Origin of the sequence: Nocardia yamanashiensis NBRC 100130 (assembly GCF_001613325.1) — a bacterium.
GTDB classification, from domain to species: Bacteria; Actinomycetota; Actinomycetes; order Mycobacteriales; family Mycobacteriaceae; genus Nocardia; species Nocardia yamanashiensis.
The window spans coordinates 56,431-69,018 of the sequence record NZ_BDCD01000012.1 but is presented as its reverse complement, the minus strand read 5'-3'; the positions used below and the strand labels follow the sequence as shown (position 1 = coordinate 69,018).

General features: G+C 67.9%; 9 protein-coding genes. 2 read left to right on the top strand and 7 right to left on the bottom strand.

All coding sequences use genetic code 11. The features are described 5' to 3' along the window. Positions 1–60: 60 nt before the first annotated feature. From NY1_RS13110 to NY1_RS13085, 6 genes are all read right to left on the bottom strand, one after another. A complete protein-coding gene (locus NY1_RS13110) occupies positions 61–360 on the bottom strand; it encodes a WXG100 family type VII secretion target (protein ID WP_067711757.1) in 300 nt (99 codons plus the stop codon). A gap of 47 nt (positions 361–407) precedes the next feature. Then, a complete protein-coding gene (locus NY1_RS13105) occupies positions 408–737 on the bottom strand; it encodes a WXG100 family type VII secretion target (protein ID WP_067711754.1) in 330 nt (109 codons plus the stop codon). Positions 738–932: 195 nt separating this feature from the next. Then, a complete protein-coding gene (locus tag NY1_RS13100) occupies positions 933–2,153 on the bottom strand; it encodes a DUF7373 family lipoprotein (protein WP_067711751.1) in 1,221 nt (406 codons plus the stop codon). 25 nt (positions 2,154–2,178) lie between these two features. Further along, complete coding sequence (locus NY1_RS13095) at positions 2,179–3,408, bottom strand: DUF7373 family lipoprotein (RefSeq protein ID WP_157762191.1); 1,230 nt, start codon at positions 3,406–3,408, stop codon at positions 2,179–2,181. A 32-nt stretch (positions 3,409–3,440) separates the two neighbouring features. Next, a complete protein-coding gene (locus NY1_RS13090; protein WP_067711746.1) occupies positions 3,441–5,030 on the bottom strand; it encodes a protein kinase domain-containing protein in 1,590 nt (529 codons plus the stop codon). A 61-nt stretch (positions 5,031–5,091) separates the two neighbouring features. Continuing rightward, complete coding sequence (locus NY1_RS13085; RefSeq protein WP_067711743.1) at positions 5,092–6,300, bottom strand: DUF7373 family lipoprotein; 1,209 nt, start codon at positions 6,298–6,300, stop codon at positions 5,092–5,094. A 197-nt stretch (positions 6,301–6,497) separates the two neighbouring features. On the opposite strand from NY1_RS13085, the gene NY1_RS13080 reads away from it, so the two are divergent. After that, positions 6,498–7,874, top strand: a complete 1,377-nt coding sequence (locus NY1_RS13080) for an FHA domain-containing protein (RefSeq protein WP_084534920.1) — start codon at positions 6,498–6,500, stop codon at positions 7,872–7,874. Between the two features lie 15 nt (positions 7,875–7,889). On the opposite strand, the gene NY1_RS13075 is transcribed toward NY1_RS13080, so the two are convergent. Continuing rightward, the gene (locus NY1_RS13075; RefSeq protein WP_157762196.1) at positions 7,890–9,296 is read right to left on the bottom strand and encodes a neutral zinc metallopeptidase; all 1,407 of its coding nucleotides are present in this window, start codon (positions 9,294–9,296) and stop codon (positions 7,890–7,892) included. 162 nt (positions 9,297–9,458) lie between these two features. Between NY1_RS13075 and NY1_RS13065 the strand changes: the two genes are divergently transcribed. Further along, the gene (locus NY1_RS13065; RefSeq protein WP_233434318.1) at positions 9,459–12,497 is read left to right on the top strand and encodes an FHA domain-containing protein; all 3,039 of its coding nucleotides are present in this window, start codon (positions 9,459–9,461) and stop codon (positions 12,495–12,497) included. The last annotated feature ends 91 nt before the right edge of the window (positions 12,498–12,588 follow it).

Below are 12,588 nucleotides of genomic sequence, written 5' to 3'. Positions count from 1 at the left end.
CGGGGGATACGACAACGCCCCGGCATCTGTGATGCCGGGGCGTTTCGTTTGGTCTGTCGCTCAGAAGAGTCCCGCGAGCGCGGTGTCCTTCATCTGGAGCTCGGCATTGCCGGTGCGCACCAGCGTCGCCGCGCCGCCCAGGGTGGCGTTGAGCTGACCCACGTGCCCGTTCCACATGCGCTGGAGGTCGGCGAACGCCTCGTTGGCGTCACCTTTCCAGTTGGTGGTGACGAACTCTTCCACGCTGCGGTGGAAGGCTTCGAGCTGGTCACGAATGTGCTCCGCGCGCTTGATGATCGAGTTCGCGCCGTCCTCGACGCCGGCGAACTGGGCCGAGATGATCTGACCGCCTGCAGCCATGATGACTTCCTTTGCCAAAGTATTCGAGAGGAGAGGGAGACGAGCCGTCAGACCGCGGGCAGGTCGAGGCTGGACATCTGCGCGTTGACCTGAGCGCTGTAGTCGCGGTCGTGATCCTCGTAGCTGGAGCCGGCCTTGATCAGGTTCTCCGACGTCTGCATGAGCTTGTCGTTGAGCTTGTCGGCCTGGAAGTAGTAGCGCTCCATGAAGGCGTTGAACGCCTTGCGGGCCTCGCCTTCCCACTTGGAACCGACGGTCATATTGTCCTCATCGCGCTTCAGGTCGCGAATCATGATCATGAGCGTCTCGTGGGTCTTCTTGAACTCCTGGGCCTTGGCCTGGATGAGCTCATTACTGGCTTCGAATGCACCGGCCACGGTGCCTCCTTTCGAATACGCGGGCGGACGACCTCTGCTGTACTGATTGGACGTGGGTCATAGCCCTGCGGTTCCACCCCGGGTGTAGCAATTTGCCAGCACCCTATCCGAGGACCGCCGTCCGTGACCAGTGCTTACGCCTATACGGTGAGGTCAGGCACGCGAGATCGATCTCACACCGCGCTTCGACGGCGGCTACCAGGTGCTGTTCGCCAGCAATGCGTACTGGGCGGCAGCTTTCTGGTGAACATCCGCGAGCTGATCGGCCTCCACCGTCGCGGTGAAGCGCTGATAGGTCAGCGCGCACCGGAACCGCTTGCCCGATCCGCTCTTGCCCGCGGCGCTCTCCCCGCATTCCGCGGCCGGCACCCCGGCCGGCGCCTCCGCCGCTCCCGGGAAGGCCCGTTCCAGCAGCTGCTTGCGCAGCTTCCCGGCCGTCTCGGCATCGCGGGTGCGGTACAGCAGCGAGACGCCGCTGTAGGACGCGCCGGAGACGGCGATCCGATCCACCCCGTGATCACGCAGCACCCGCCCGGTGTAGTCCTGATCGGAGATCCGGTGCTGATAGCCGCGCACCCCGACGGTGACCTGCGAGGTGACGTCCGGGGTGCCGATGCCGTCGGCATTGAGGGTGCGGCGCAGCAGCCCGTCCGGATCGGCGGGCAGTCGCAGCACCCCTTCGCGATCCAGCGGCGGGAGCGCGTCGAGCAGCGGGAGCTGGGCGTTGTAGATCTGCTCGGCCAGCGCGGTCAGCTTGCCGATCTCCGCCTCCCCGGTGCCCGCGTAGAGCTCCACGACATAGTTGCCGCGCGCGATCGAAGCCCCGATGCTGGCCACGCCCGGCCGCCAATGTGCTTTCGCCTCAGGATATTTCGACAGGCTGACCCGCTCGTTGCGATCCGCCGCGACATTGAAGTCGGCCTCGTCCAGTTCGTCGGCCGCCTGCTTGGCGGACGCCGCGTCCGGGAACTGCATCACCGTCACGGTGGTGAACGCGCTGCCCTCCGGCGATTTCCCGGTCTTCTTGTCGGCTTCCTTCTCGCTGTGCCCGACCGCGACCCCGAACATCAGGCCATTGCGATCCAGCACCGGCGCGGCGACATCGGCCAGCGTCTTGGTGGCCTTCGCCGAATCCAGGAAGGGGATGGATCCGGTGCCGTACTTGAACTTCGGATCGATCTCCGGACCGGTCACCACCTGATCGGCGAGCCGGGCCAGCGCCAGATTGAAGCCGCCGCTCATGTCGTAGTGGTAGGCGTACCGCTCTTCCAGCGGGGCCGTCGCGTACTTGCCCACATTCAGGGTGCGGACATCGATCTCGCCGGGGCGGGCCGAGCCGTCGACCTGGGAGGCGCAGGCGGACAGGGAGATTGCGGCCAGCGCCAGCGCCGCGCCGCGAAAACGTCGTGAAAGCATGGGATTTCCTCGACTCTGCGATCGGTCAGCCGGCGTTGACCAGCGTGGCGTACTGGGCCGAAATGCGCTGCTGGGCGTCGAGCAGCTGATTCGCCGACACCTCGGCGGCATAGCGGCCGTGCTGGACGAAGCAGTAGTAGCTGATGGCGATGCTCGGCCCGGAGTACTTGCGGCACTTGGCATTCGGTAGCCCAGTAGGCGATTCGGCGGCCTTGAACTGCCGTGAGGTCTGGGCATGCTCGGTGACGATCTTGGCGGCGCCGGCGGCATCGCGGGCGCGATAGACGGTGCCGCCCCGGAAGCCGAGCCGGTCCACGCCCGCCTCGGCGAACAGCTTGATCTCCTCCTCGCCCTGCTTGATGTGCAGGGCGGCGTGCGGGCCGTACACCCCGGGAACGCCGGGCTGGGAGCTGTCTGCGGTGACGGTGGGCAGCGCGCGGCCCAGCATCTTGTCCGGATCCACCGCCAGCTCCATCAGCTTGTCCCACGGCGTGGCCGGGAATTTGGCGACGGCGGGCGGGATCACGTCCAGGCTGCGTTCCACCCGGTTCAGCAATTTCGGCAGATCGCGCTTCTTCACCGCCGACATGACGCTGTCGTACACATAGGTGAAGACGACGAATTTGCCGCTGGCATACCAGGATCGGAGCGGTCCGCCCACGCCGCTGATGCCGTTCTCGATATACGCGACGGCGGCCGGATACTTCTCGATCCGCACCGCCTCATTGGTGCCGCTCTCGAAATCCAGCTTGCCCAGCGCCTGTGCGGCATCGGACGCGGACTGCTCGTCCTTGAACACCATGACCAGGTTCTCGAGCTCGTAGGAGAGGCTGACCTCCGAGTCGGACTTGCCGGTGCTGACGAATCCGGCGACCAATCCGGGCGCGGCGGCGTTCATGGCCGTGCCGTCGGCCTTGGTGCGGCTCTTGATCGCGCCGGAGGTGAAGTCCTGGAAGGCCCGCACCACCGTGCCCATGGCCTGCGCGCGATATTTGACCTCGGGAATCACTTCCGAAGGCAGCGGCACGTATTCGGCCAGCCGCCAGGCTTCCACCAGCTGCGCCATCTCGATGGCGGTGGGTTTGTCGTAAACCTTCGGCTGGGTGGGCAGATTGCCCACATCGAGTTTCGACAGATCGACCACCGGTTCCGCCGGCTGTGCCGATTCCGCCGACGATCCGGACCCACAGGCGGTGGTCCAGGCGACCGCCGCGGCCAGACCCGCGGACAATAGGACACGTCCGAATTTGCGCATTTACCCTCCCCGAAGCAAAGACGCGGGTAACCCTACTTGATCACCTTGCGCAGCGCTGGAACCAGTTTGCTGATCAGCACCTGCTCCGATTCCGGGGACCAGGTGCGCATGGCGGCGACGGCGGCCGCATCGTCCAGCGGGATCACCACCGCGCGCGAGGAGGTGATCGCGCTCGGCAGCCCGAGCAAGCCGCCGTTGCCGGCTTTCTCGTCGCTGCGGACCGCCACGATGTAGGAGTCGTCGGTGACCTTCAGCGAGCTGTACCCCTCGGCGGGCCGCGGCGAGGGTTCGTCGCCCTGGCGCTTGTACTCCAGGTTGTAGACGAAACCGAGATCCTTCATGAACTGCGCCTGCTCGGTGCCGTCCAGATATATGGAGTACTTGTTCGAGAGCGTCGACTGCGTGACATCGACCAGTGTGATGGTCTTGCCCTCGAAAGCCGGATTGTCGCTGCGCGCCTTGGGCAATGGCGGCACGGCCACGCTCGGCGACACCTCCGTGGTCGACGCGCCCCGCGACACCGTGATGTCGGCGTGTACGTCGGTGTCGTCGCCGCCGGTCGCGACCACCACACCGATTCCGGCGGCCAGCGCCACCACCGCCAGCGCCGCCGCCCCGGCCAGCAGCCCCTTGCGGCTCTTGCGTGGCGTCCCGGCCACCGTCCGCCCGGGGCCCGAGGGCGCGGTGTGATTCTGGGTGGGATCCCCGGCGCCGTAGAACCCGGGCGCGGCCACCTGTATCGGATAGGTGGGAGAAGTGTTGGTGGACACCGGATTCCAGCCCGGGGTCAGCGCATTGGCCAGCGCATCGGTGAATTCCCGGCAGCTGTTGTAGCGCTGTGCCGGATCCTTGGCCATGGCCACCGCGATCACATGATCCAGCGCCTGCGGCAGATGCGGGTTCAGGGCGGTCGGACGTGGCGGCGCCTCGTGCAGGTGGCCCATCATGACCAGCGCGGGTTGCGTTGCCGGATACGGGTTCTGGCCGGTGAGCAGCTTGAAGAACGAGCACGCCAGGCTGTAGATATCGGCGCGATGGTCCAGCGGCAGCCCGGACAACTGCTCCGGCGGCGCATAGGCGATGGTCGCCACGAAACTGCCGGTCTGGGTGAGCTCGGTCGCGTCCTCGGTGGACTTGGCGACGCCGAAGTCGGCCAGCAGCGCGCGCTCGTCCTCGGCGTCGGCGGTGGCGAGCAGGAAGTTGGCGGGCTTCACGTCCCGATGCAGCAGGCCCTTGCGATGCGCGTAGTCCAGCCCGCGCCCGATCTCGGCGACGATGCGCAGCGCGCGCAGCGGGGTCATGGCCGCCGGATCGCGCTTCTGCTCGGCGGAGGCGTCGGTGCCCTCCACGTACTGCATGGCGATCCAGAGCTGCCCGTTCTCCTCGCCGCGGTTGTGCACCGAGACGATATTCGGATGATCCAGTCCGGCAACCAGATTGGCCTCGCGCTGGAACCGGCCCCGGAACTCGTCGTTGCGGGACATCTCCGTGGACAGCACCTTGAGGGCGTCCATGCGCGGCAGGCTCGGATGTTTGGCCAGGTAGACGGTGCCCATGCCGCCCGCGCCGAGGACCCGCTCGATGCGATATCCGCCGACGATGGTGCCGGGACTCATCACCATGTCAGGACTCCTGGATCGCTCGCGGTCGTGCAGTGCCCCCGGAGCTTACTGGAGGCGTTGTTCAGAAGCTGTTCGCCAGCAGGGCGTATTCGGCGGCCACCTGCTGGCGGACGTCTGATTCGTTATCGCTGGACACCACGCCGAGGTAGCGCTTGTAGTAGACGTAGCAGCGGTTCTTGTACTCGGTTTCGGTATCACCCTTGCTGTTCAGCCGCACGCATTTGGCATTGGGCAGATCCTTGGGCGCTTCGATGGCGTCGTAGTGGTCGCCCTCGTCGGCGATCAGCGCGTCGAACATGATCCGGGCCCCGGCCTCGTCGCGGGTCCGCACCAGCGCCGAGGTCCGATTGGTGGCCAGGGCGTCCGCGCCGCTGTCGGTGACGGCCTGCTGGATCTTCTGCTGATTCAAGGCCCCGTGCACCAGTTTGGCGCCGCCGTACACCGCGAACAGCTGTGCGTCCGGGGTGCCGCCCTCGGACCGGTCCTCGGTGACCAGCCGGGCCAGCAGATTGTCCGGATCCACCTGGAGGCTGGACAGTTTGGATTCCGGGGTGGGCTGGAACTTGTCCAGCACCGGCACCTCGGCGTCCAGGGTCTTGCGGACCCACTCCAGCAGATCCTTCTCGTCCGCCTTGGGGCGCTCGATGAACAGCGAGATGACGAACTGCTTGTACGCCAGGAAGGTGCCGATGGTGGCCACGCCGGGCCGCCAGTGGATCTGCGCGTCGGGGTACTGGCTCAGCGAGAGTTTGCGATTGAGATCCGCGGCCACGTTGAAGTCGGCGTCCTCGAGTTCGCGCGCGGCCGTCTTGGCCGTCTTCTCGTCGGCGAACCGCAGCACCATATTGGTCACCGAGGTGGTGCCGGCGTCGGTCTTCTTGCCCGGTTTGGTCTGATCGGAACCGGCGTGCATGTACCCGGCGATCAGATTGTTGCGCTCCAGGACCGCCTGCGACGGCCCGGCCAGCCCCATATCGGTGGCGTCCTTGGCGTCGACGGTGGCGCGGCCGCCGCGGCCGTAGATCAGCGAGGGATCGACCTTGACCGAGGGCACCACCGCGTCCGCCATCCGGAAGCCTTCCAGCAGTGCGCCGTTGCCCTTGGCGGACTGGCCGTAGCTGAAGCGGTCCACGGCGTACTTGCCGACTTCCAGCTTGCGCACGTCCAGTTCGCCCGCGACCGGCGTGCCGGAGACATTGCACGCGGCCAGTAGCAGTGCGGTCGCGACCGCGGCGGCGGCGAACAGCGAAGTGCGTGCGGTGCGAACCATGGCAGGTCCTCGTTCCTCCCGTGCGATGCATCAAAAGTAGCGGACTGCGGCCGCTGCCGGGCGCGGTCGAAGATCGTCGCACGCACCCGGAAACACATCGCGGGACGAGGCCCCGAACGCAACATCGCGGGGCGACGTAACCTGGTCGATGTGCTGAACATCCCGCGCCGCGCAGCTTCCGGGGGCCGGTTCCGTTGATGGATCGGCAGGTCGAGGTTGTTTCGGGCCCCCATGTGCTCATCCGGACGGCCGGCGCGGTGATCCTGGTCGCACACCGGGAACCGGGCCGGGTGCATGCGGAGTCCAAGGCCGCGGTGGCCGCGCGGGCGCTCGCCGATCTGGTTGCCGAGGTCACCGATCAGGCGCCCGACGGGCCCGGACGCCTGGTTGCCCGCCAGGCCACCCGCTGGCTGATGAAGGAGGCCGAGCGGATCTCGCCCGGGGTGCCCATCGAATTCGGGATCCTGTCCGCGTCCGATACCGGCGGGGTCGCGGTCTTTCTGCACGGATCGGTGACGGCGGTGCTGGCCGGGCCCGTCGCGGAGTACTACCGGGGCAGTGACGCGGCCTTCACCGTGGACCGGGTGGCCGATCGGCCCGCGCGGGCGGCGGCATTGTTCATCGACGACGGCAAGGGGCGGGCGCCCGAGCTGCCCGAGCGCGGCATCGGGACATTGATCGAGGGCACCCTGACCGCGACCGGTGCGGTGGTGTGGTTCGAGGGCGAACCGGTGCTGCCGCGGCGACCGGCCCGGATGTCCACGGGGGAGCGGCGATTGGTGGAACCGCCGCCGCCGACCGCCGCCTTCGATCCGGAGCCGGAGCGGATTCCGCTGGATCCCAATCTGATTCCCACCCGGACCTCGGCGCGACTGCCCACGGAACTGGATTTCGAGCGCGGCGCGCACTCCGCGACCGCCGGCTACGACCCGGACGTGGACGAGTTCGCCGATGCCGAGACCGCGGAAGAGGTGTTGCCGCTCAACCTGTTCGATCCGCATCGCGCGCCCACCGAGATGGGCGGGACCAATCCCGCGCCCAAACCCGATCCGGACCTGCAGCGGCGGCTGGACGCCACCGCCAAGGCCACGGCGCTCACCGTCAAGGTGCTCGGATTCAAGTGCGCGCGTGCCCATCCCAGCGATCCGCGGGCGGCGTTCTGCACGGTGTGCGGGATGCCGGTGGATCAGACGCAGCAGGTGGCGGAGGTGATCCGGCCGCCGCTGGGCATGCTGATCCTGGACGACGGCATGACGTACGTGGTGTCCACCGATGCCGTCATCGGGCGGGATCCGGAGAACTCCGAGTCCGCGCGAGCCGGCCTGGTGCCCTTGCGGATCGACGACGCGTCCGGCGGCATGTCCCGGGCGCACGCCGAGATCCGTTTGGTGAACTGGGATATCACCGTGGTGGATCGCGGCTCCACCAACGGCACCCGGGTGCGGCTGCCCGGATACCGCGATTGGGTTCGGCTGCAACCGAATCAGCCGATGACGCTGCTCACCGGCGCCGAGGTGATGCTCGGCAACCGGGTGCTGCGGCTGGAGCCGGTCGCGCCGCCGCCGTTCGGGTGATCGCCCCGGTAATCGCTAGGAGTAGCGGGCTTTACAGGTGTCCTGGGTGCCCAGCACCCCGGCCCGGAAGGCATCCACCCGGGAGAATCCGCTGGGCACCGTCTGGCCGTTGGTATCGCTGGCCGCCAGCCCGTCGGTGAGCAGGCCGGAGACCGCCTCGTCCAGATCGCCCGCCGAAAGGCTCACGCTGCCTTCGGCTTTGGAGCGATACGGATCGTTCAGCTTGGCCGTCACCACCCCGGCCAGGCAGGCCGCGCGCAGGCCGGTCTTGGCGCCCTTCAGCGTCTGCCCGGCGGCATGCTGCACCGCCAGCGCGTAGCGGGAGATGAACACCACGTAGGCGGTGAAATCGCCGGTCACCTTGACCGGCAGGCCGTCGCTCTCCCCGGTATTGGAGACCCCGCGCTCGTGCAGCGCGGTGATATCGGTGCCGATGGTGTTGGTGGCCGGGCAGTACGTCACCGGGATGGTGTCGGAGGCATTGCGGCAGCTGAGTTTCGCGCCGCCGTAGTCGTACTTCGGCTCCGGATCGATCGGCATGATGGTGGCCATGGACTTGGCCAGATCCTCCAGATTCGCCTGGTCGACCTCGGATTCGCCCTTGGAGGCGTCATTGCCGAAGGTCTGCGGCAGATTGCCGCGGCGGCGCTCGATCTCGGCGGCGTCGATGGCCTTGCAGCCCTTGGCGCCGTCGGTGAACCCGACCTGCACCGCGGTCACCCGCTCGAACGCCGAACCGTGCACGCTCTCCGGATCGTCCGGATCGTCGTCGCGAATGGCGACGGTGGCGGCCAGCACCTGATTCAGGCCGTCGGAGGTGTTGATGGTGAAGTGCTTCGACTTGCCCTCGGCCACATTGCGGATGAAGGCGCCGGCGAAGCAGTCCGCCTGCTGTTCCTTGACGATGGTGGCGGTCTTGCGGCCGACGATATCGGCCATCAGCTGGATGGCGTGGCCGTATTCGTGGGCCAGCACCATGACCACCGACATCTTGCCGAAGGTCTCCTGCACGGCGGGCAGCAGCACCGCGCGGTCCCAGCCGATCGAGCCGTCGGTCTTGCAGTAGGCGGCGTTGACCAAGCGGTAGGTGCTCTCGCCGCAGAACTCCACGGCCTGCGCGCGTTTGGCCTTCGAGCTCCAGGACAGGAACTTGTCGACCGGTTTGAAATCGCCGCCGAACTCCTTGGGGTACTCGCCCTGCCAATAGGTCTGGATGTCCTCCAGGGCATTGAGAACCAAGCGGTCGATCTCGCCGCCGTCGGTGTTCTGCGCCGTCAGCGTGGTGTCCGGGACATTGGCCCGCGGGCCGTTCGGGCCGCCGGTGGTGGGCAGGCCCGCGACCTTGAACGGATCGTCGTAGATGGAAACCGGGTGGCCGGAGACCATCCGGGTACATCCGGTCAGTAACGCCGCCACCAGCATCAGGATGCCCAGCGCCACCGCGCTCCGGCGTCTCGGCACGGCCACCCCCGGGCGTCTAGCCACTTCCACTCCCTCGCAGGCCAACGGACATCCGCCCGGGTCGCAGGCGAACGGTAAGTAAGCGCAAAGCCGATTGCCCGGGCCTTCGCATATTATGCGGCCATGTCTTCACCGGGGGCGCAGCAGATCACCGTGCGTCATGAGGGAACCGATCGGGTCTTCGACGCGAGCCAGCAGATCACCATGGGGCGGGCCCCGGAAGTGGCGTTGTTCGTGGACAGCCCGCTCGTGTCCAGGGTGCACGCGACCCTGACCTACGAGGCCGGATCGTGGATGCTGACCGACAACGGCAGCACCAACGGGGTCTTCGTGGACGCGCGGCGGATCACCACGCCGATCGTGATCAATCGGGCCACGCAGGTGCGGCTGGGGGACGCCATCAACGGGCCGCTGCTGCATCTGCTGCCGTCCGGGTCGCGGATTCCGGCGGGAACCTCCGCGCCGGAGAATCCCCAGTTCCAGGGTGGTGCAGGGGGATTCGGCGGGCAGCGGCGGCCGGAGGGGCAACCGTGGCAACAGGATCGGCGGCAGCCGCCGGGGCAGCGGCCGGCTTCCGGGCCGCAGCAGAACGTGCCGCCGCCGGGGCAGCGTCCGCCGCCGGGGTTCGGGCCGCAGCATGGTCAGCAGGGACCGGGGCCGGGTGGCCAGCGCGGGCCGCAGCACGGCCAGCAGCCAGGGCAGTTCGGGCAGCAGCACGGCCAGCAGCCAGGGCAGTTCGGGCAGCAGCCGGGGCAGCACGGGCAACCGGGTCAGTTCGGGCCGCGGGGGCCGCAGGGGCAGCCCGGTCAGTTCGGCCAGCAGCCCGGTCAGCATGGACAGCAGCCTGGTCAGCACGGTCAGGGACCTGGTCAGCAGTTCGGGCAGCGGCCGAATCCGGTGCCGGGACGGCACAGTCCGCAGCAGTCCGCTCCGAATCCGTTGCAGCCGCCGACGCCCCAGCAGTCCGGCGCGAATCCGCTGCAGTCCGCGCCGAATCCATTGCAATACGGCGGCCATGGCCCGGCGCAGGCGAATCCGCAGCGGTCCGGGCCGAATCCGGTGCAATCGGGCGGTAATCCGCAGCAGTCGGGGCCGAACCCGGTGCAGGACATGCCTTTGCATCCGGACGTTCCGGACAACATCAATATGACGGCGCGGGCGAGCACCGCGGCTTTGCCGCCCATGCGCGCGCGTTCCAATAAATCGGCGGTCGCCAAGGCCGATCGGCTGCCGCCCGGCGGCTTGAGCATCGGCCGCACCAGCGACAACGAGATCGTCGTCAATGATCCGATGGCCTCGCGCAAGCACGCCCGCCTGCTCGCCGACCCGCAGGGCCTCGCCATCGAGGACCTGGGTTCGGCCAACGGCACCTTCGTCAACGGTCGTCGCGAACAGCGCACCCTGCTGCGCGAGCGCGACATCGTCACCATCGGCAATGTCGACTTCGCGGTAGAGGAAGGCTCGCTGGTGCACCGCCAGCGGCCGATCGCCGAACAGGGTCTGCACGTGCACGGCATCGGGTTCACCGTCGAGGGCAACAAGCAACTGCTCGTCGATGTGAACATGCAGGCCGGGCGCGGATCGCTGACCGCGCTCATCGGACCGTCCGGTGCGGGCAAGTCCACGCTGTCGCGGCTCATCGCCGGCACCACCGCGCCGTCCACCGGCGTGGTCACCTTCGAGGGCCGCAATCTGCACGCCGAATACGACGCGCTCCGTTCGCGCATCGGCATGGTGCCGCAGGACGATGTGCTGCACCGCCAGCTCACCGTGAAGCAGGCGCTCGGTTTCGCCGCCCAGCTGCGGCTGCCGCCCGACACCAGCAAGGCCGACCGGCAGCGCGTGATCGACGGTGTGCTGGACGAGCTTTCGCTCACCCAGCACGCGGATACCCGGGTGGACCGCTTGTCCGGCGGTCAGCGCAAGCGCGCCTCGGTGGCCATGGAATTGCTGACCGGTCCCTCGCTGCTCATCCTGGACGAGCCCACCTCGGGCCTGGATCCGGCGCTGGATCGCCAGGTCATGACCATGCTGCGGGAGCTGGCCGACGCCGGGCGCACCGTCATCGTGGTCACCCACTCGGTGGCCTGCCTGGACATGTGCGATCAGGTGCTGCTGCTCGCGCCCGGCGGCAAGACCGCCTTCTGCGGGCATCCGGGCACGGTCCGCGATTTCCTCGGCACCAGCGACTGGGCCGAGATCTTCGCCCGGGTGGCCGACGATCCCGATCACGCCTTCGCCAATTTCCGCTCCCGCCAGGCCTTCGCGCCGCCACCGCCGGCCGCGCCGCCGGGGGAGAAGGTGAAGGGGCCGAAATCCAGTGCGCTGAAGCAGTTCTCGACGCTGTCGCGGCGGCAGATCCGGCTGGTGCTCGCGGACCGCGGGTACCTGGCGTTCCTGTTGATACTGCCGTTCGTACTGGGCGGGCTGTCGCTGGTGGTGCCGGGCAGCAACGGTTTCCAGAAGGGCGCGCTCAAACAGATGCCGGACGGGTCGTTCCAGCTCGTCGGCGGCAGCGAATCGCAGCAGCTGCTGGTGGTGCTGATCCTGGGCGCGTGCTTCATGGGATCGACGCTGACCGTGCGTGATCTGGTGGGCGAGCGGGCCATCTACTTCCGGGAGCGGGCGGTCGGCCTGCGCTCCGGGGCGTACCTGATGTCCAAGATCATGGTGTTCAGCCTGGCCGCGCTGTTGCAGTCGGCGGTCATGGTGGGCATCGTGCTGGTCGGCAAGAAACGGCCCTCGGCGGGGTCGGTGATTCCGGCGGGCAGCCTGGAGCTGTACGTCGATATCGCGCTGACGGCCATCACCTGCGTGGTGGTCGGATTGCTGCTGTCCACTCTGGCCAAATCCAGTGAGCAGGTGATGCCGCTGCTGGTGGTCACCATCATGGCGCAGCTGGTCATGGCGGGCGGTTTGATCCCGGTCACGGGCCGCGTTGTGCTGGAACAGGTTTCCTGGCTGTTCCCGGCGCGCTGGGGGTACGCCGCCGGGGCGTCCACGGTCGATGTCCGCAAGCTGTTCCCGAGTGCGCAGCCGGACAATCTGTGGAAGCACGAGTCGGGCATCTGGACGCTGGACGTGGCGGTGCTCGGGGTCTTGATCATCGTGCTGGCGCTGCTCACCTGGTCGCGACTGCGCTTGAAGAAGTCGGCTTCGTGACGCCGATGCGGACAGTGGCCGGAGCGGGACGGACGGCGTTGCCGGACCGGTGCGGGGGAGCGGCGCCGGGCGACGCGCCGGGGTTCGCCCT